We start from the raw sequence: 17,901 nt of genomic DNA on the forward strand, positions 1-17,901 counted from the left end.
GGGACTTAATAATTTTGAGCTTTTTAAGCTTACAGGCTGGTTACGTTGCCAGCTGCCGGGCCTTTAGCGCCGCTTTCGATGGTGAAGGAAACTTTCTGACCTTCGTCCAGAGATTTGTAGCCTTCGTTCTGGATAGCAGAGAAGTGTACGAACACGTCTTTAGAACCATCGTCAGGAGTGATGAAGCCAAAGCCTTTGTCAGCGTTGAACCATTTTACGATACCAGTCATTTTACCGGACATAGTGAATTACCTTTAAAAAAATAAATGAGCCTTGCGGCGTTACGGTCTGGACTACAGATTTAAAGCGATAAAGGGAAAGTTCACTACCGGGGTATCAACGGATAACCTTTGAAGGACTGCTCTATTCGAATGCTCTGTGGTCTTTACTTCAAACCTGCGAGCATTAACGCATGTTCACGTTGTGATAGCAAACTTTTTTTTCGTTGGCATGAAAACGGTCCTTTGGCAGGACCGCTAGCCGAAACCCATAAACGCTAAAATTATGAATCAATAAGCTGTCTTGAAAGCTGCGGATTCGCCTGGATCAGGCGCATCAGCTTAAGCTCTGTGGGAGAAGGCCTTACGCGTCTCGATTCCCACTCTTGTACCATTGCTACGCTGACGCCCATGGCGTTGGCAAAATCATCTATTTTCAGCCCGGTACCTTTGCGTAGCTGGTCAAATTCAATGCATGCGGCGGGCTTACGCGTCAGCGAGGCCGCCTGAGCCTGATCTTTAAAAATAATTTGTTCAAGGTTGCTCAGCAGTTCAAATGCAGGATCTTTATATTCCATTGAGAACTCCTCTCTTTCATACGGCGGAGGGTGAATTATGTAGAGCCTCTTAAGAATAGTCGGAAAAAAAGGCCAGGAATGCTTACCCTGATAATTATTTATCACCCGAGGTTCTTTCGCGCCGCGTCGGACGATATAACATGCTGAAAAGTAATAGAGAGAGCCGATAAGCAAATTATTGTAAACAGATAAGAAGAAAAGCGGAAAAGGCCAGCGCGCGCCCGCTGGCCGGTATATTACGCCTTTTGGAGCTTCTCCACTTCACCCTGGGCCGCCGGAGGTTGCCGTTGGCCAAGCTTATATTTGACCAGCAGCGCGGTGGCCGACAGGAAGGCCGGGATTGCCAGCAAGGAGAAAATCGTTTCGAAAGAGAGCTGGGCCTGCATCAGGAACGCGCCGCTAAAGGCGCCGAGAATGCCGCCAAAGCGACCAATCCCTAACATCCAGGCCACGCCGGTCGCGCGTCCCTGGGTGGGATAGAAACCGGCGGCCAGCGCAGGCATTGATGATTGCGCGCCGTTCATAATGCTGCCGGCGATAAATACCATTATCCCCATCAGCAGCAGGTTATGGGTCGAGAAACCAACCAGACAAACGAACATGCCGGTCAGCAGCCAGCCCACGGCCACCACTTTGTTTGGGTTGAACTTATCCATCAGCGCGCCGAGGATAAGCACGCCAATCCCGCCACCCAGCGGGAACAGCGCGGTGATAATAGAGGCCTGGCTCATCGTCGCGCCGGTTTCGCGGATGAGCAGCGGCAGCCAGCTGGTCAGCAAATAGAAGATCAGCAGGCCCATAAAGTAGGTCAGGCACAGCATGACGGTGCCGACGGCGTAGCGCGGTGAGAAAATCACGCCGATGGACGATTTCTCCTTTACCTGGCCCGCTTCGCGTAGTTCAAATTCCGCCTGCTCGGGAACAGGCGCGATGCGGCGCAGGATCGCGGCGATACGCTGGGCAGGCTGGCGTTTAACCACCATATAGCGCGCGGATTCCGGCAGAAGAAAGATCAGCACTACCGCCAGCAGCAGCGGCATCACGCCGCCAAGCACCAGCACGCTTTGCCAGCCGTAATGGGGGATCATCCAGGCGGAGAGGAAGCCGCCCAGCGAGGAGCCCATCGGAAAGCCGACGAACATCAGGTTAACCATCAGCGCCCTACGCCGCTCGGGGGCGTATTCGCTCATCAGCGTCGCGGCGTTCGGCATGGCGGCGCCCAGCCCAAGGCCGGTAAGAAAACGCAGCAGCGTCAGCTGGTTAAGGCTGGTAGCAAAGGCGGTCAGCAGGCTGAAGCCACCGAAAACCACGATGGACATAATCAGAACTTTTTTCCGCCCAACGCGGTCGGCGAGCGGTCCGGCGGTCAGCGCGCCGACCGCGAGCCCGACTAAGGCGGCGCTCATAACCGGGCCTAACGCCGATTTTTCGACGCCCCATTCCTGCACCAGGTCAGAGGCGATAAAGCCGATTATCGCGGTATCGAATCCGTCCATCGCGACGGTGATAAAACATAAGGCCAGAATCATCCACTGGTATTTCGTGAAGGGATGTTCATTGATAAAAGCCTGAATATCGATGGTTGTTTTCTTCATGCGGCATTCCTGGCAGGCAGAGCGGGGGACAGAGATAGATTATTGTTATCTCCCTCGCGGTCGTTGATGTTGTTTGTGCGATTATCGAACAAAAAGCCGTTAATCGCTCATTTAATAAAATCATCGAACGGCGGTTCAGGCAATGCAGGCGAAAAGGGAAGCGTGCGATTATCGTCCACTTTGCGACCCGTGCAGAAGAGAGAATAGATTAATAATAACAAAATCAATTTGTTAAGCGTTTCAGCCGAATACCGGATGATAGCGGTAATTGTGATGAACTTAACAGCCGACGCGACTGGCCGCTAAAACGCTAAAAAACCGGCTTTCAGGGAGGAAGATTGTCAGGAAAAGGTATCCTGCAAGGCCGACCTGGACTATCCTTGTCAGCGTCTGGCACGTGTGTGTCTGTTTGCGCTTTTTTTGGCTGAAAGGAGTAAAAAAATGGCGACAGGAAAGTCCTGCTCTCGCTGGTTTGCGGCTATTGCGGCCCTGTTAATGGTGGTTAGCCTGAGTGGGTGTTTTGATAAAGAAGGCGATCAGCGCAAAGCGTTTATCGACTTCCTGCAAAATACGGCAATGCGTAGCGGCGAACGTCTGCCGACGCTGACCGCCGATCAGAAAAAACAGTTCGGACCTTTCGTTTCCGATTACGCGGTGATTTACGGCTATTCACAGCAGGTAAGCCAGGCGATGGATGCGGGTTTGCGTCCGGTGGTTGATAGCGTGAACGCGATCCGCGTACCGCAGGATTATGTTACCCAGCGCGAGCCGCTGCGTCAGGCAAACGGCGCTTTGGGCGTACTGAGCCAGCAGCTGGAGAACGCAAAAATACAGGCGGATGCCGCCCACGGCGCGCTGAAACAGGGCGACGATCTCAAGCCGGTTTTCGACCAGGTCTATAACAAAGTCGTGACGGCGCCGGCGAATGCGCTACAGCCGTTAATTCCGGCAGCGCAGGTATTTACCCAACAGCTGGTGCAGGTGGGTGATTTTATCGCTCAGCAAGAAACCCAGGTCAGCTTCGTGGCGAACGGTATTCAGTTCCCGACTTCGCAGCAGGCCAGTCAGTACAATACGCTGATTGGGCCGCTGGCCGCCCAGCACCAGGCCTTTAATCAGGCGTGGACCGCGGCAGTTAACGCGACGCGTTAACGGCTCTGACAGCCCGGGCAAGGCTTCACCTTAGCCCGGGTTTTCTTTTTTCACTTCTCACTTCACCTGCGGATTCACGCAGTTCTTCTCAACGTTGCCGTTCAGGGCATCAATCAGATTATCCACCGCGCAGGCCGCCATGTTATAGCGGGTTTCATGCGTGGCCGAGCCAATATGCGGCACGGCGACCACGTTTGGCATATTCAGCAGCGGGGAGTCTTTCGCCAGCGGCTCTTGTTCGAAAACGTCGAGGCCGGCGGCATGAATTTCACCTTCCTGCAGTGCGGCAATCAGCGCCTTCTCATCCACCACCGGGCCGCGCCCGGCGTTAATAAAGATGGCCGAGGGCTTCATTTTGGCAAACTGCGCTTTGCCGAACAGATGATGAGTCTCATCGGTCAGCGGCAGGATCAGACAGACAAAATCCGCTTCCTCCAGCAGGGTATCGAGATCGCAGTAGCGGGCGTTAAAGCGCTCCTCTGCCTGAGGGTGCTGGCGGCGGGCGTTGTAGAGGATCGGCATACCAAAGCCCGCGTGGGCGCGCTGGGCAAGCGCCATCCCGATACGCCCCATCCCGACGATACCGAGGGTTTTATGGTGCACATCGTTGCCAAACCAGTCCGGACCGATGCTTTTGGTCCACTCGCCGGCCTTCACGCGGTTAGCCACCTCAACCACCCGACGCGCGGTGCTCAATACCAGCGCCATCACGGTATCGGCGACGGTCTCGGTCAGTACCGTCGGGGTGTGCATCAGCAGCACTTTACGCGCATTCAGCGCATCGACGTCGAAGTTGTCATAGCCGACGGAGATGGTCGAGGTCGCACGAAGCTTGGGCATTTTCTCCAGTAACGCGGTATCGACTTTTTCGCTGGAACCCAGCAGACCTACCGCTTCAGCGAACGCGTCGGCGTGCTGTGAAACGGTCTCCGGACGCAGGTTTTTCACCTGGGTGACGGTAAAGTGTTGTTCCAGACGCTGTTGCAGGTCGTCGGGAAGCGTTTTGTAGAGAATGACTGACGGCTTCATGCGGTTCTCCGTTGCGTTAAGGTTTCAGGCGTGACGTGCGCCGAGCGGAAGTTTTTGATTATTAGCAGGCTTAACAATCAAAGTAAGCCATACCGAGACGAAAAGCGCCACTCCCATGAAAATGTACGAGGCTGCGGGGCTGCCGGTGGTGCCGTTCAGGTAACCGACAAACCATGAGCCGAAGAACGAACCCAGCGCGCCCATGCTGTTAATCAGGGCCATGGCGCCTCCGGCGACGTTGCGCGGCAGCATCTCAGGAATGATGGCGAAGAACGGTCCGTAGGGGGCGTACATCGCCGCGCCGGCAATCACCAGCAGGGTATAAGAGACCCAGAAATGGTTGGCGCCAACGGCCCAGGAACCAATAAAGGCGAAGGCGGCAATCAGCAGCAGCGGCCAGACAAACAGCTTGCGGTTCTGCATTTTATCGGAGGCCCAGGAGACCACGATCATCGCGATGGTCGCCGCCAGATAGGGAACGGATGAGAGCCAGCCGACCTCGACCATGCCCATATTCTCGCCGCCGCTGCGGATAATTGACGGCAGCCACAGAACGAAACCGTAAACCCCGATGCTCCAGGCGAAATACTGCATGCACAGCAGGACAACGTTGCGCGAGCGGAAGGCTTCGCCGTAGTTGCGCACCGGTTTGATTCCCTGCTGTTCACGCTCCAGCTGCTCCTGCAACGCGGCTTTTTCGCTTTCCGCCAGCCAGTTGACCTGCGAAGGTTTGTCTTTTACCAGCACCCACCAGCAGAAGGCCCAAATCACCGCCGGAACGCCTTCGATAATAAACATTTCCCGCCAGCCGAAGGCCTGAATCAGGTAACCGGACACCACCGACATCCACAGCACCGTCACCGGGTTGCCGAGGATCAGGAAGGTATTGGCGCGAGAGCGTTCAGATTTAGTAAACCAGTTGCTGATGTAAATCAGCATCGCCGGCATGACCGCGGCCTCGACGACGCCGAGAATAAAGCGAATCGCCGCCAGCGCGGGAATATTGTGCACCATCCCGGTCAGCGAGGCGCAGGCGCCCCACAGGATCAGGCAGATAAAAATGAGTTTGCGTACGCTGCGGCGTTCGGCGTAAATCGCGCCGGGGATCTGAAAGAAGAAGTAGCCGAGGAAGAACAGCGCCCCCAGCAGGGAGGAGATACCTTTGGTGATCCCCAGATCTTCAGTAATACCGGCCGCCGAAGCGAAGCTGAAGTTAGCGCGGTCGAGATATGCCAGGCTATACGTGATAAACACGATAGGCATGATGTACCACCAGCGTTTTGTTGCATTCGTCGAACTATTCATAGGTTTGCCTCTGTGAGTGAGGTGACGCTCATCATAGAAAAGATCCGTTACGCCGCGCTGCATGTAGGGTACAGAACGGCCTGACGTTGTGCTGAATCTGCTTACTCGCCCAGCGCCTCACGCGTGGGTAAGCCTTCGCTATCGCCCTGGACCTGAATGGCCAGTGAGCCGATTTTGTTTCCGCGTTTCACCGCCTGCGGCAGCGGTTTTCCTTCCAGCAGGGCGCTAATCACCCCGACGGCAAAGCCATCGCCGGCGCCAACGGTATCGACGACGTTATCCACTTTTATCGCCGCAACGGCCCCCTGTTCGCCGTCGGCGGTTTTATACCAGGCGCCGTCGGAGCCGGTTTTTATGATGACCGCGCGAACGCCGTGGCTGAGATAAAAGTCCGCAATGGCTTCCGGCGTTTGCTGGCCGGTCAGAATCATGCCTTCTTTCAACCCTGGCAGAACCCAGTCGGCCTGAAACGCAAGGCGGTTAAGCTTCTCGACCATCTCGGCTTCGCTTTTCCACAGCGTGGGCCGCAGGTTGGGGTCGAACGAAATCGTTTTTCCCTGCGCTTTCATGGTACGCGCCGCGCGGTCCAGCAGGGCGTATGAGCTTTCCGACAGCGCGGCGGCTACGCCGCTTAAGTGCAGGTGACGGGCGCTGGCGAAGTATGATTCGTTAAAATCATCCGGCGACAGATGGCTGGCGGCAGAGCCTTTGCGAAAATATTCCACGATGGGATCGGTTCCATTTTCGACTTTAGATTTCAGCTGAAAGCCGGTAGCGTAGCGGCCATCGGTGCTCACGCCGCGGGCGTCGATCCCCTCTTTCGTCAGCGCGGTGAGGACGAAGCGGCCAAAGCTGTCCGCGCCGACGCGGCTTACCCAGCCGACGCTTAAGCCGAGGCGGGCCAGCCCGGTCGCGACGTTCAGTTCCGCGCCCGCCACGCGCTTCATAAAATGTTCTACTTCAGCCAGTTCGCCGGTTTCGGTGGCGACAAACATCGCCATGGCTTCGCCTATCGTGATGACATCTAACGCTTTTTGCATAACTTAATCCTCGCGTAACAGGTTGACGTAGCGGCGGGTCACGGCCGTCAGGTCATGGCCAGTCAGCGGAAATTCGATCCCGCGCGGGGCGTCTGCGGGCAGATTGTCGAGCAGCGCCAGCCAGCGCCCGGACGCTTCATCCGGCGGTACGGCGCGAAACTGCGAATGGTGCGGCTCAGCCGCCTTTACATGAATATAGCTGACGGCAGGCGCCAGGTGGCGCGCGGCATCTTCCGGCGAGTCGCCAACCCACAGCCAGTTGCCCATATCAAAGGTGAGGGTGATCGGCAGCTGGTTAACCCGACAGGCGGCCTTGAAGCGCTGCATCGGCGCCAGCTGGCCGCAGTCGGTTTGATCGTTTTCCACCACCAGCGCCATGCCGCTCTCGCGCAGGATATCGCGCAGGGTGTCCAGATCGTTTTGGTGGGTAAAGCGGCCCAGCGAGAGCTTCAGCCACAATGCGTTAAGGGTTTGCGCTTCCTGCAAAAAGTCGGCGAGGCGCGGGTTGAGCGAGCCGTCTGCGGTAAACAGGGCTTCCGGCGCGGAATAGCAAACCAGCAGGCCGCGGCGCTCAATATCGGCGGCCAGTTCCGGCAGGCGGTTCAGCTCATCCGCGCTGAACAGTTCCCGGCGGATCTCTACGCCGTCGGCGCCGGAGCCGGCGATAAACGGCAGGACGGCGGACTGCCCGCCCAGCGCTTTAACATGGTCATTCCCGTACGCGGCGGTAACGACAATAATCTTTCTGGCCATCCCAATACTCCCGACGATAATCTGATGCGTTGTTTATTACGCTAGATGGTATCGGTTCCAAAGCAAAGGCCAGGATGTCTAATTTATGATCGCCATCACGAAGGATCGTTAGCGGGAGGTGGAGCCTCTGACGATCAGTTCGCCGGAAAACACCCGTTCGCAGACCGGGTCGTTGCTGCCTTCAATCCGACGCACCACCTGCTCGACGGCGGCGAAGCCAATCTGCCAGGTCGGCTGTTTGAGCGTGGTGATCCCCACGCCCGCCAGCTCGGCCCACTCCAGTTCATCGAAGCCCAGCAGGCCGATATCGCTGCCCCAAATCAGGCCAACGCGTTTAAGGGAGCGCGCCACTTGCAGGGTCAGCGCGCCGTTGGCGGAAATCACCGCCTTGCGCATGCCGCGATGGTGGGAGTGGAAGTGGCGCAGGACGTTATCCAGCATCGCGCCATCGTTCAACGGTACTTCGGCGTTTTCCGCGACAATACCGGTATGGCGCAGGAGGGTCTGGCGAAACGCGCTCAGGCGCTCGCGGCGGGTATTGACCGAGCCGAGGGGTTCGCTAAGGAACAGCAGGGCTTCGAAGCCCTTTTCCACCAGGTGTTCGGTGGCGGTGGTGGCGGCCTGGGTATTATCGAGGCCGACGACATCGCAGGCGAATTCCGGAATTTTGCGGTCGATAAGCACCATCGGCAGCGCCGACTGCTGCAGGCGGTTGAGGCCGTCCTCGCGCATCCCGACCGCGTTGACCACGATCCCCTCCACCTGATAGCTGCGCAGCAGGTCGAGATAGTGCAGCTCCTGGTCCAGCTCATTGTTGGTATTACATACCAGCAGGGTAAATCCTTTTTCGCGACAGGCGGCTTCAATGCCGCTGAGCACGTTGACGGAGTAGGGGTTGGTGATATCGGCGATGATCAGGCCGATCAGCCGGGTGCGGCCATGCTTCAGGCCGCGGGCCATCAGGCTGGGACGATAGTCGAGCTCGGCAATGGCTTTTTCAATGCGCCCCAGCAGATCGTCGGAAAGCAGATGCTTCTCGCCGTTCAGATAGCGTGAAATGCTGGTTTTGCCGGTCTTTGCGGCTTTCGCCACATCGCTAATGGTTGCTCGCGCCGCTTTCGCCATGGTGGCTTCCTTTGCTGAAATCTGCACACACCTTAGCGCGAAAATTCGCTATATCAAGCATTTTGCCCGGCGAGTCGCCGGGCAAAGAGGGCATTACTGCAGCGGGCTGAGGGTAATTTCAACGCGGCGGTTCTGCGCTTTGCCTTCCGCCGTGCTGTTGCTGGCGATCGGGTTTGCCGGGCCCATACCGGTTGTGCGGATGCGATTAGCCGCCACGCCCTGGGTAATAAGCGCGCTGGCGACGCTCTCCGCGCGCTGCTGAGAGAGGCGCATGTTCAGATCCTGGCTGCCGGTGCTGTCGGTATAACCCACTACGTTAACGGCGGTTTTCTCATACTCTTTCAGCACCATCGCCACGCCGGTGAGGGTATTGGCGCCCGCGGGTTTCAGGTTGGCGCTGCTGCTGTCGAAAGTCACATTGTTCGGCATGTTCAGCACGATATTGTCGCCGTTTCGCGTCACGCTTACGCCGGTTCCCTGCATTTTCTCGCGCAGCTTCGCTTCCTGCACGTCCATATAGTAACCGATACCGCCGCCCAGCGCCGCGCCGGCCGCTGCGCCGATCAGCGCGCCTTTGCCGCGGTCATGTTTGGAAGAGGAGAGCGCCCCAACGCCTGCGCCGACTAACGAACCAATGCCCGCGCCGATCCCGGATTTACCCGCTTCGCGCTCCCCGGTATAGGGATTGGTGGTACAGCCAGAAATGGCCAGTGCGCCGCTAACGACAGCCGCAATCATGAGTACGCGTTTTTTCATCTTATTTCCTTAATCCTTTTTATTCTTTGCCACAGCGACCGTGACGGTTGATTATGACGCCCGAAACCGGAGAAAATTCCGCAGAGAGCATCTCAATTTGTAAATAACATTGAACGGCTGAATAACGTGCCGTCACCACACCTGCTATCGCTGACCAGGAGCCCGCATTGCCAACCTCATCTGCTACCAAAACTATCCTGACCGCAGCCCATTGGGGGCCAATGCTGGTCGAAACCGATGGCGAGAACGTCATCTCTTCGCGCGGGGCGCTTGATACCCCTTTCCCCAACTCGCTGCAAACCGCAGTGCGCGATCAGGTGCATAGCAAAACCCGCGTACGTTATCCGATGGTGCGTAAGGGATTTCTCGCCTCGCCAGAAAGCCCACAAGGCGTGCGCGGGCAGGATGAGTTTGTGCGGGTGAGCTGGGAGCAGGCGCTGGATCTGATTCACGCCCAGCACCGGCGCATTCGCGAAAGCTACGGCCCGGCGTCGATTTTTGCGGGCTCCTACGGCTGGCGCTCAAATGGCGTGCTGCACAAAGCGGCGACGCTGCTCCAGCGCTATATGAGCCTGGCGGGCGGCTATACCGGGCATCTGGGCGATTATTCCACCGGCGCGGCCCAGGCGATCATGCCGTACGTGGTTGGCGGTAATGAGGTTTATCAGCAGCAGACCAGCTGGCCAATGGTGTTGGAACATAGCGATGTCGTGGTGCTGTGGAGCGCTAACCCATTAAATACGCTAAAAATTGCCTGGAACGCTTCCGATGAGCAGGGCATCCCGTGGTTCGATCGTCTGCGTCAGAGCGGGAAGCGGGTGATCTGCATCGATCCCATGCGATCGGAAACGGCGGAATTCTTTGGCGACGCGGCGGAGTGGATCGCCCCGCATATGGGCACCGACGTGGCGCTGATGCTCGGTATCGCCCATACGCTGGTGGAAAACGGCTGGCAGGATGACGCGTTTTTGGCCCACTGCACCAGCGGCTATGACGTTTTCGCCCGCTATCTGACCGGGGAGAGCGACGGAACGGCAAAAACGGCGGAATGGGCGGCGGCGATCTGCGGCATTAGCGCGGAGAAAATTCGCGAACTGGCACAACTTTTCCACGAAAACACCACCATGTTGATGTCCGGCTGGGGAATGCAGCGCCAGCAGTTTGGCGAACAAAAACACTGGATGCTGGTGACCCTTGCCGCCATGCTCGGCCAGATAGGCACCCAGGGCGGGGGCTTTGGCCTTTCCTATCACTTTGCCAACGGCGGCAACCCTACGCGCCGCGCGGCGGTGCTGGCCTCAATGCAGGGCAGCGTGGCGGGCGGGACCGATGCAGTGGAAAAAATCCCGGTCGCGCGTATCGTTGAAGCGCTGGAAAACCCCGGAGCGTCTTATCAACATAACGGTATGGAACGCCGTTTCCCGGATATCCGCTTTATCTGGTGGGCGGGCGGCGCCAACTTTACCCACCATCAGGATACCAACCGACTGATCCGCGCCTGGCAAAAACCGGAGCTTATCGTCATTTCCGAATGCTTCTGGACCGCCGCGGCGCGCCATGCCGATATCGTGCTGCCCGCGACGACCTCATTTGAACGCAACGATATGACCATGACCGGCGACTACAGCAACCAGCATCTGGTGCCGATGAAGCGGGTGGTCGCGCCGCGCGATGAAGCGCGCGATGATTTCGAGGTCTTCGCCGACCTCAGCGAGCGCTGGGAAGCGGGCGGGCGGGAGCGCTTCACCGAGGGTAAAAACGATCTGCAGTGGCTGGAGACGTTTTACCAGATTGCCGCCCAGCGCGGGGCGGCGCAGCAGGTTACGCTGCCGCCGTTCGCCCGGTTCTGGCAGGATAATCAGCTGATTGAAATGCCGGAGAACCCTGAAAACGCGCGCTTCGCCCGCTTTGCCGCCTTCAGGGCCGATCCGCAGGCGAATCCGCTGAAAACCGCCAGCGGTAAAATTGAGATACACTCGCCGACCATCGCCGGGTTTGCTTATCCGGATTGCCCGCCGCACCCGATGTGGCTGGAGCCGGACGAATGGCACGGCAATGCGCAGGAAGGCCAGCTCCAGGTGCTGTCAGCGCATCCGGCGCACCGCCTCCACAGCCAGCTCAACCATACGCCGCTGCGCGAACAGTACGCGGTGGCGGGCCGTGAACCGTTAACCCTTCATCCGCGCGATGCGCAGGCGCGCAATATCGCCGATGGCGATCTGGTGCGGGTATGGAATTCACGCGGCCAGGTACTGGCCGGCGCGGTAGTGACCGACGGCATTCGTCCCGGGGTTATCTGCTTGCACGAAGGAGCATGGCCCGATCTCGACCCTCAGGTGGGGATCTGCAAAAACGGTGCGGTGAACGTGCTGACCAAAGATATTCCGACATCGCGGCTGGGTAACGGCTGCGCCGGAAATACGGCGCTGGCCTGGCTGGAAAAGTATACCGGGCCCGAGCTTACGCTGACGGCATTTGATCCGCCGACCAATGCATAATCCAGGTCGGATGCTGGGTTTCATCCTGCCATGCGCAGTCTTCAATGCGGAAGCCCTGCGCATGGTAGAAATTCACCGCCTGAACGTTTTTCTGGTATACCTCAAGGGTTAGCCAACCGTAGTGTTTTTTGACTTCGCCGATCAGCGCGCTGCCGATACCCTGCCTGGCGGCATCCGGCGCGACGAACAGCGCGCCGATGAAGCGTGACTCCATCACGCTGATAAAACCCTTCAGCACGCCGTCCTGCTCCCATACCCAGGTTTGCGCGGAGGGCAGGTAAACGTCGCGCACTATCGCCAGGCTGTCATGCCAGTAGCTTTCGGCGATAAACGGATGCGCGTGGATCGTACTCTCAAGCCACAGCTCGAGCAGCGGGCCGGTTTCGTTAGCGTCCCAGTTACGAATCATCCTGGCCTCCTGAGCGACAGAAACAGTCGATGACGTGGTCGTTGACCAGACCGCAGGCCTGCATAAAGGAGTAGCAGATAGTGGAGCCGACAAACTTAAAGCCCCGTTTTTTCAGCGCTTTCGACAATGCGTCAGAAGCCGGGGTGGTTGTCGGGATCTCCGCCAGCGTGGCGGCGGCCGTCACCTGGGGGTGATTATCGACGAATGACCAGACGAAATCTGCGAAAGGTTCGCCATTTTTTTCCATCGCCAGGAAGGCGCGGGCGTTGCCGATGATGGCCTGAATTTTACCGCGATGGCGAATAATACCGGCGTCGAGAACCAGACGTTCAATGTCTTCTTCGTCCATTGCCGCGACGCGAACCGGATCAAACTGGTGAAAAGCGCGGCGGTAGTTTTCACGCTTTTTCAGCACGGTGATCCACGACAGTCCGGCCTGCTGGCCTTCGAGACAAATCATCTCAAACAGCTTGCGGGGATTCTTTTGAGCAACGCCCCACTCCTTATCGTGGTACTCAATGTATAAAGGATCCTGACTGACCCATCCGCAACGTTGCATCTGTCTCTCCCTTTTGTGATAAAAACTCAGTCGTTCAACTTGACGGCTGAAAGATAAAGATAATAGTTAATACAGGGTTATTATTCCCCAAGCAGGGATAGGACACCCATAAAAAAAAACACAGCAACCTTGCCGTTTCGGCTCTTTTTGGAGTCGCATTAATGATAATAAAGAAATGCAATGGCCTCCGGGTATTCCTGGTCCCGGCGTGCGTATCCGTCTGGGCGTCGTGTGTTGCCGGGGCGAATGCCTGGCAACAGGAATATATCGCTATCGATACAAAAAGTAATACTGCGGAACGCTATACATGGGACAGCGATCACCAACCGCGCTATGAAGATATTCTCGCGGAGCGGATAAATGCGTCCGACGATCCTTCCGGACTGGCGTTTAATCAGGCGGTCTCTCCGGTGGATAGCGCACGCGGTATGAGCGTCGGCTGGAATTTCTCTCTGACCGAGGGGATGACGTCCGGCCCGGTCGCCAGTTTACATTCCGATCTGACGTCGCCGCCGCTTACCCGCAATGCGGCCGGAACCGGCTACGTGAATACGCTGGGCTGGCGGGTCGATTATCAGAAGCTATGGGGCGTACATCCGTGGGCTCAGGTGAGCTATAACCAGGAGTTGACGACGGATTTCGGCGGGGCGAACCGCGCGCAGGACGGTGCCTGGCGTGACGTGACGCTGGGCGCAGATATGTCGCTCAACTCTCATCTTGCCGCCTGGGCGGCGCTATCCCAGGCGGACAATTTACCCACCGGGGCAAACTATCTTTATTTAATGGGCGTGAGCGCCAATTTTTAATTTATTGCGGATACGCTGGCGGCGCTTGTGATTCGGCTCATCCCTGAGCCTCACCCGGATGGGGCTGCGGCATGCCGCCATTTGCCACTCGAGTTATTCAGGCTAAATATGTAGCATAGTTGATACGTTTAATTTACTTTATCATTACAGTAATGACGCATATTCCAGCGGTAGCGGTCACTAACTTTTCGATAAATCGTTAAGGCGTGAATGTTTTGCAATGCCATTCATTCCGCCTTTAATGCATTTCATTCCGCGGTAGCGGCAGCTCATGCCTTTTTTCCCCAGACTTACAGGGGACTTCGTTATGGTGGCGGCAGTTAATTATTCAGGACAACTGCTATGAACGCTGCAAACCGTCAATACACCCGCTGGCTTACGCTGCTCGGCACTATCATTACGCAATTTGCGCTGGGATCGGTTTATACATGGAGTTTGTTCAATAGTTCGCTTTCCGCCAAGCTGGACGAACCGGTAAGCCAGGTGGCGTTTTCATTCGGCCTGTTAAGCCTCGGCCTGGCGCTCTCTTCATCCGTGGCCGGTAAATTACAGGAACGTTTCGGCGTTAAACGCGTCACCATGGCTTCCGGCGTCCTGCTGGGCCTCGGGTTCTTCCTTACCGCGCATTCAAACAGCCTGATGATGCTGTGGCTGAGCGCGGGTCTGCTGGTTGGGCTGGCCGACGGTGCTGGCTATTTGCTGACGCTGTCGAACTGCGTCAAATGGTTCCCGGAACGTAAGGGACTGATTTCGGCTTTTTCCATCGGTGCTTACGGGCTTGGCAGCCTGGGTTTTAAATTTATTGACTCCCATCTGCTGGCGACGGTCGGCCTGGAAAAAACCTTTATTATCTGGGGCGCTATCGTGCTGGTGATGATCGTTTTTGGCGCGACGCTGATGACAGACGCGCCGAACCACACCGCTACCGCCAACAACGGCGTCGTCGAAAATGACTTCACCCTCGCCGAATCGATGCGTAAACCTCAGTACTGGATGCTGGCGGTGATGTTCCTGACCGCCTGCATGAGCGGCCTGTACGTGATTGGCGTGGCGAAAGATATCGCCCAGGGGATGGTGCATCTCGATGTTGCGACGGCCGCCAACGCGGTGACGGTGATCTCTATCGCTAACCTGAGCGGGCGCCTGGTTCTGGGCATTCTGTCCGATAAAATGTCCCGCATCCGGGTGATTACCATCGGACAGGTTGTCTCGCTTATCGGTATGGCGGCGCTGCTGTTCGCTCCGCTGAACGCCATGACGTTCTTCGCCGCTATCGCCTGCGTGGCCTTTAACTTCGGCGGTACGATTACCGTCTTCCCGTCGCTGGTCAGCGAGTTCTTTGGCCTCAATAACCTGGCGAAAAACTACGGCGTGATTTATCTCGGCTTTGGTATCGGCAGCATCTGCGGTTCGCTGATTGCTTCCCTGTTCGGCGGTTTCTACGTGACCTTCTGCGTCATCTTTGCGCTGCTGATTCTCTCTCTGGCGCTTTCGACAACGATTCGTCAGCCGAAAAGTGAAATTTACCACCAGGCTCATGCCTGAAACCGGGTGTTATCCCGGCCCCGATGATTAATTACCTAAGCTAATAGTGCCAATCCAACCAAATGTTTTGTAAATGTTTGGTTGGATCACATTCCCTCCTGATACTTTTTCCTTCCGCTGTGGTCTACTTATCGCGCTTTGTAGAGGTTTCTTATAACCAAGCTAAACGCACTTTATTAACCTGCTTACTTATATCGCTTAAGTCGGGCGGTTTTATCTCTTCGTTTTCCAGGTTTTTTGCATGAAATACATTAAAACGATGACGCAGCTGAAGCTCAGTATCTGGCTGGCGCTGTACATCGGCTGGTTTATGAACGCTGCCGTATTCTTCCGCCGCTTCGAGGGGTACGCTCAGGAGTTTACCATCTGGAAAGGACTCTCAGGTGCAGTTGAGCTGATAGGGACCTTTCTGGTCACCTTCTTTCTGCTGCGTATTTTGTCGCTGTTTGGCCGCCGGGTCTGGCGTATTCTCGCGACCATCGTCGTACTCTTCTCCGCCGCCGCCAGCTATTACATGACCTTCCTGAACGTGGTGATCGGCTACGGGATTATTGCCTCGGTGATGACCACTGACATCGACTTGTCCAGAGAGGTTATCGGCTGGCACCTGATTCTCTGGCTGGTGCTGATGAGCGCGCTGCCGCTGGTGCTTATCTGGAGCAACCGCTGTCGCTTCACCCTGCTGCGTCAAATTCGTACGCCCGGCCAGCGGATGAAGAATATTACTATCGTGCTGCTGGCTGGCCTGATGGTCTGGGGGCCTATTCGCTTGCTGGAGGTTCGTCAGAAGAACTTTGAGCGCAGTTCCGAAGTCGATCTGCCAAGCTATGGCGGGGTGGTGGCTAACTCCTATCTGCCGTCTAACTGGCTATCAGCGCTGGGGCTTTACGCGTGGGCGCAGGTGGACGAGTCTTCCGATAATAAATCCCTGATCAATCCGGCGAAAAAATTCACCTACGTTGAGCCGCAAGGGCTGGATGATACTTACGTGGTGTTTATCATCGGCGAAACCACCCGCTGGGACCATATGGGCATCCTGGGCTATAGCCGCAATACCACGCCTAAGCTGGCGCAGGAGAAAAACCTGGTCGCTTTCCGCGGATACTCCTGCGATACCGCTACTAAGCTGTCGCTGCGCTGTATGTTCGTTCGTCAGGGCGGGGCGGATGATAACCCGCAGCGGACGCTGAAAGAACAGAACGTCTTTGCCGTCCTGCACCAGCTCGGCTTTAGCGGCAACCTGTACGCCATGCAGAGCGAGATGTGGTTCTATAGCAACACGATGGCGAACAATATCGCCTATCGCGAGCAGATTGGCGCTGAGCCGAGTAACCGCGGCAAGAGCGTAGACGATATGCTGCTGGTGGATGAAATGAAGCGCGGTCTGGCGAAGAATCCCAATGGTAAGCACCTGATCATTCTGCATACCAAAGGATCGCACTTTAACTATACCCAGCGCTATCCGCGCAGCTTTGCGCAGTGGAAGCCGGAGTGCGTCGGCGTCGATAATAAATGCTCGAAGGCTGAGCTGATTAACTCGTACGATAACAGCGTGACCTACGTCGATCACTTTATCGTCAGCGTGCTGGATCAGCTGCGGGACAAGAAGGCGATTGTTTTCTATGCGGCCGACCACGGCGAGTCTATCAACGAGCGCGAACACCTGCACGGTACGCCGCGCAAGATGGCGCCGCCGGAGCAGTTCCGCGTGCCGATGCTGGTGTGGATGTCGGATAAGTATCTGGCGTCGCCCGACCACGCAGCTTCTTTTGCGCACCTGAAGCAGCAGGCGGCCATGAAGGTGCCGCGTCGTCACGTAGAGCTGTATGACACTATTATGGGCTGCCTTGGCTATACTTCGCCGGACGGCGGGATTAACCAATATAACAACTGGTGCCACGTTCCTGACGCTGCGGCGAAGAAGGAGTAGCAGAGTGGCGAGTTTCTCGCCGCTTGAGCGACTTTTTCATAATAAGGCATTGACGGGTGTGTATCGCAGCAGTAAGATGCGCCCGCATTCGGTGATTGGCGCAGCCTGGTAGCGCACTTCGTTCGGGACGAAGGGGTCGGAGGTTCGAATCCTCTATCACCGACCAAATTCGAAAAGCCTGCTCAACGAGCAGGCTTTTTTGCACCTGAAGTTTGTGAGGATGAGAACCTCCGGGGGTAGAGGTTCGACTCGAGCGGAGCGAGAGAACGTTGCGTCAGCAACGGCCCGCAGGGCGAGCCACGTAGTGGCGAGTTATCCTCTATCACCGACCAAATTCGAAAAGCCTGCTCAACGAGCAGGCTTTTTTGTTTTTGTCGTCCTTACTGATATGCAGCATCGTTTCCGGGAAATCCAGCCGTACTGCACACCGCTCCCGGGGGCGGCGCAAAGCGCCTTGCCCGGGCTACGGGTTCAGCGTTGTCTGCGGGCCGGTAGCCCGGACAGATGCGCAGCATCGCCTCCGGGAAATCCAGCCGTACCGCACACCGCTCCCGGGGGCGGCGCAAAGCGCCTTGCCCGGGCTACGGGTTCAGCGTTGTCTAC

Annotated in this window: 16 protein-coding genes, 1 tRNA gene and 1 other RNA gene; 7 read left to right on the forward strand and 11 right to left on the reverse strand. The window is 56.9% G+C overall.

Annotated elements, in window-relative coordinates; all coding sequences use genetic code 11:
• Positions 1 to 29: 29 nt before the first annotated feature.
• From cspA to FQK12_RS18580, 3 genes are all read right to left on the reverse strand, one after another.
• On the reverse strand, positions 30 to 242 hold the full coding sequence (gene cspA / locus FQK12_RS18570; RefSeq protein ID WP_004126446.1) for an RNA chaperone/antiterminator CspA: 213 nt from the start codon (positions 240 to 242) through the stop codon (positions 30 to 32).
• Between the two features lie 260 nt (positions 243 to 502).
• Positions 503 to 796 (reverse strand): HTH-type transcriptional regulator, encoded by a 294-nt coding sequence (locus FQK12_RS18575; RefSeq protein ID WP_004106774.1) that lies wholly within the window; start codon positions 794 to 796, stop codon positions 503 to 505.
• Between the two features lie 236 nt (positions 797 to 1,032).
• Entirely contained in the window at positions 1,033 to 2,391 is a 1,359-nt protein-coding gene (locus FQK12_RS18580; RefSeq protein WP_014227197.1) for an MFS transporter, read from the reverse strand.
• Positions 2,392 to 2,832: 441 nt separating this feature from the next.
• Here FQK12_RS18580 and FQK12_RS18585 point away from each other — a divergent pair, with 441 nt between their 5' ends.
• A complete protein-coding gene (locus FQK12_RS18585; protein ID WP_004126443.1) occupies positions 2,833 to 3,543 on the forward strand; it encodes a DUF3053 domain-containing protein in 711 nt (236 codons plus the stop codon).
• Positions 3,544 to 3,600: 57 nt separating this feature from the next.
• Here FQK12_RS18585 and ghrB read toward each other — a convergent pair whose 3' ends face one another.
• The 6 genes from ghrB to FQK12_RS18615 form a co-directional block, all read right to left on the reverse strand.
• Positions 3,601 to 4,572, reverse strand: a complete 972-nt coding sequence (gene ghrB, locus FQK12_RS18590) for a glyoxylate/hydroxypyruvate reductase GhrB (protein ID WP_009652700.1) — start codon at positions 4,570 to 4,572, stop codon at positions 3,601 to 3,603.
• 24 nt (positions 4,573 to 4,596) lie between these two features.
• Entirely contained in the window at positions 4,597 to 5,877 is a 1,281-nt protein-coding gene (locus tag FQK12_RS18595; protein ID WP_004855346.1) for an MFS transporter, read from the reverse strand.
• Between the two features lie 101 nt (positions 5,878 to 5,978).
• The gene (locus FQK12_RS18600) at positions 5,979 to 6,917 is read right to left on the reverse strand and encodes a sugar kinase (protein ID WP_014227196.1); all 939 of its coding nucleotides are present in this window, start codon (positions 6,915 to 6,917) and stop codon (positions 5,979 to 5,981) included.
• Positions 6,918 to 6,920: 3 nt separating this feature from the next.
• Positions 6,921 to 7,670: a sugar phosphate isomerase/epimerase family protein gene (locus FQK12_RS18605; RefSeq protein WP_014227195.1), complete on the reverse strand. Its 750-nt coding sequence runs from the start codon at positions 7,668 to 7,670 to the stop codon at positions 6,921 to 6,923.
• A gap of 108 nt (positions 7,671 to 7,778) precedes the next feature.
• On the reverse strand, positions 7,779 to 8,795 hold the full coding sequence (locus FQK12_RS18610) for a LacI family DNA-binding transcriptional regulator (protein WP_004855337.1): 1,017 nt from the start codon (positions 8,793 to 8,795) through the stop codon (positions 7,779 to 7,781).
• Between the two features lie 93 nt (positions 8,796 to 8,888).
• On the reverse strand, positions 8,889 to 9,551 hold the full coding sequence (locus FQK12_RS18615; RefSeq protein ID WP_004855336.1) for an OmpA family lipoprotein: 663 nt from the start codon (positions 9,549 to 9,551) through the stop codon (positions 8,889 to 8,891).
• Positions 9,552 to 9,718: 167 nt separating this feature from the next.
• Here FQK12_RS18615 and FQK12_RS18620 point away from each other — a divergent pair, with 167 nt between their 5' ends.
• Positions 9,719 to 12,049: a molybdopterin guanine dinucleotide-containing S/N-oxide reductase gene (locus tag FQK12_RS18620; protein WP_014227194.1), complete on the forward strand. Its 2,331-nt coding sequence runs from the start codon at positions 9,719 to 9,721 to the stop codon at positions 12,047 to 12,049.
• On the opposite strand, the gene FQK12_RS18625 is transcribed toward FQK12_RS18620, so the two are convergent.
• Both FQK12_RS18625 and tag read right to left on the reverse strand, forming a co-directional pair.
• Positions 12,012 to 12,458, reverse strand: coding sequence for an N-acetyltransferase (locus tag FQK12_RS18625; RefSeq protein ID WP_004137819.1), 447 nt, complete (start codon positions 12,456 to 12,458; stop codon positions 12,012 to 12,014). The two genes, FQK12_RS18620 and FQK12_RS18625, sit on opposite strands and share 38 nt — an antisense overlap.
• A complete protein-coding gene (gene tag / locus FQK12_RS18630; RefSeq protein WP_014227193.1) occupies positions 12,448 to 13,017 on the reverse strand; it encodes a DNA-3-methyladenine glycosylase I in 570 nt (189 codons plus the stop codon). The genes FQK12_RS18625 and tag overlap by 11 nt, the downstream gene beginning before the upstream one ends.
• A 161-nt stretch (positions 13,018 to 13,178) precedes the next feature.
• On the opposite strand from tag, the gene FQK12_RS18635 reads away from it, so the two are divergent.
• From FQK12_RS18635 to FQK12_RS18655, 5 genes are all read left to right on the forward strand, one after another.
• A complete protein-coding gene (locus tag FQK12_RS18635) occupies positions 13,179 to 13,823 on the forward strand; it encodes a lipase (protein ID WP_014227192.1) in 645 nt (214 codons plus the stop codon).
• 342 nt (positions 13,824 to 14,165) lie between these two features.
• A complete protein-coding gene (locus FQK12_RS18640; protein ID WP_014227191.1) occupies positions 14,166 to 15,368 on the forward strand; it encodes an MFS transporter in 1,203 nt (400 codons plus the stop codon).
• Positions 15,369 to 15,609: 241 nt separating this feature from the next.
• Positions 15,610 to 17,298, forward strand: coding sequence for a kdo(2)-lipid A phosphoethanolamine 7''-transferase (gene eptB / locus FQK12_RS18645; protein WP_014227190.1), 1,689 nt, complete (start codon positions 15,610 to 15,612; stop codon positions 17,296 to 17,298).
• An 89-nt stretch (positions 17,299 to 17,387) separates the two neighbouring features.
• Positions 17,388 to 17,464: transfer RNA gene (locus tag FQK12_RS18650), tRNA-Pro, on the forward strand.
• Between the two features lie 34 nt (positions 17,465 to 17,498).
• A non-coding RNA gene (locus FQK12_RS18655) (RtT sRNA) lies at positions 17,499 to 17,630 on the forward strand.
• The last annotated feature ends 271 nt before the right edge of the window (positions 17,631 to 17,901 follow it).

This window comes from Klebsiella sp. ME-303, assembly GCF_007910085.1.
Taxonomy (GTDB): domain Bacteria; phylum Pseudomonadota; class Gammaproteobacteria; order Enterobacterales; family Enterobacteriaceae; genus Klebsiella; species Klebsiella michiganensis.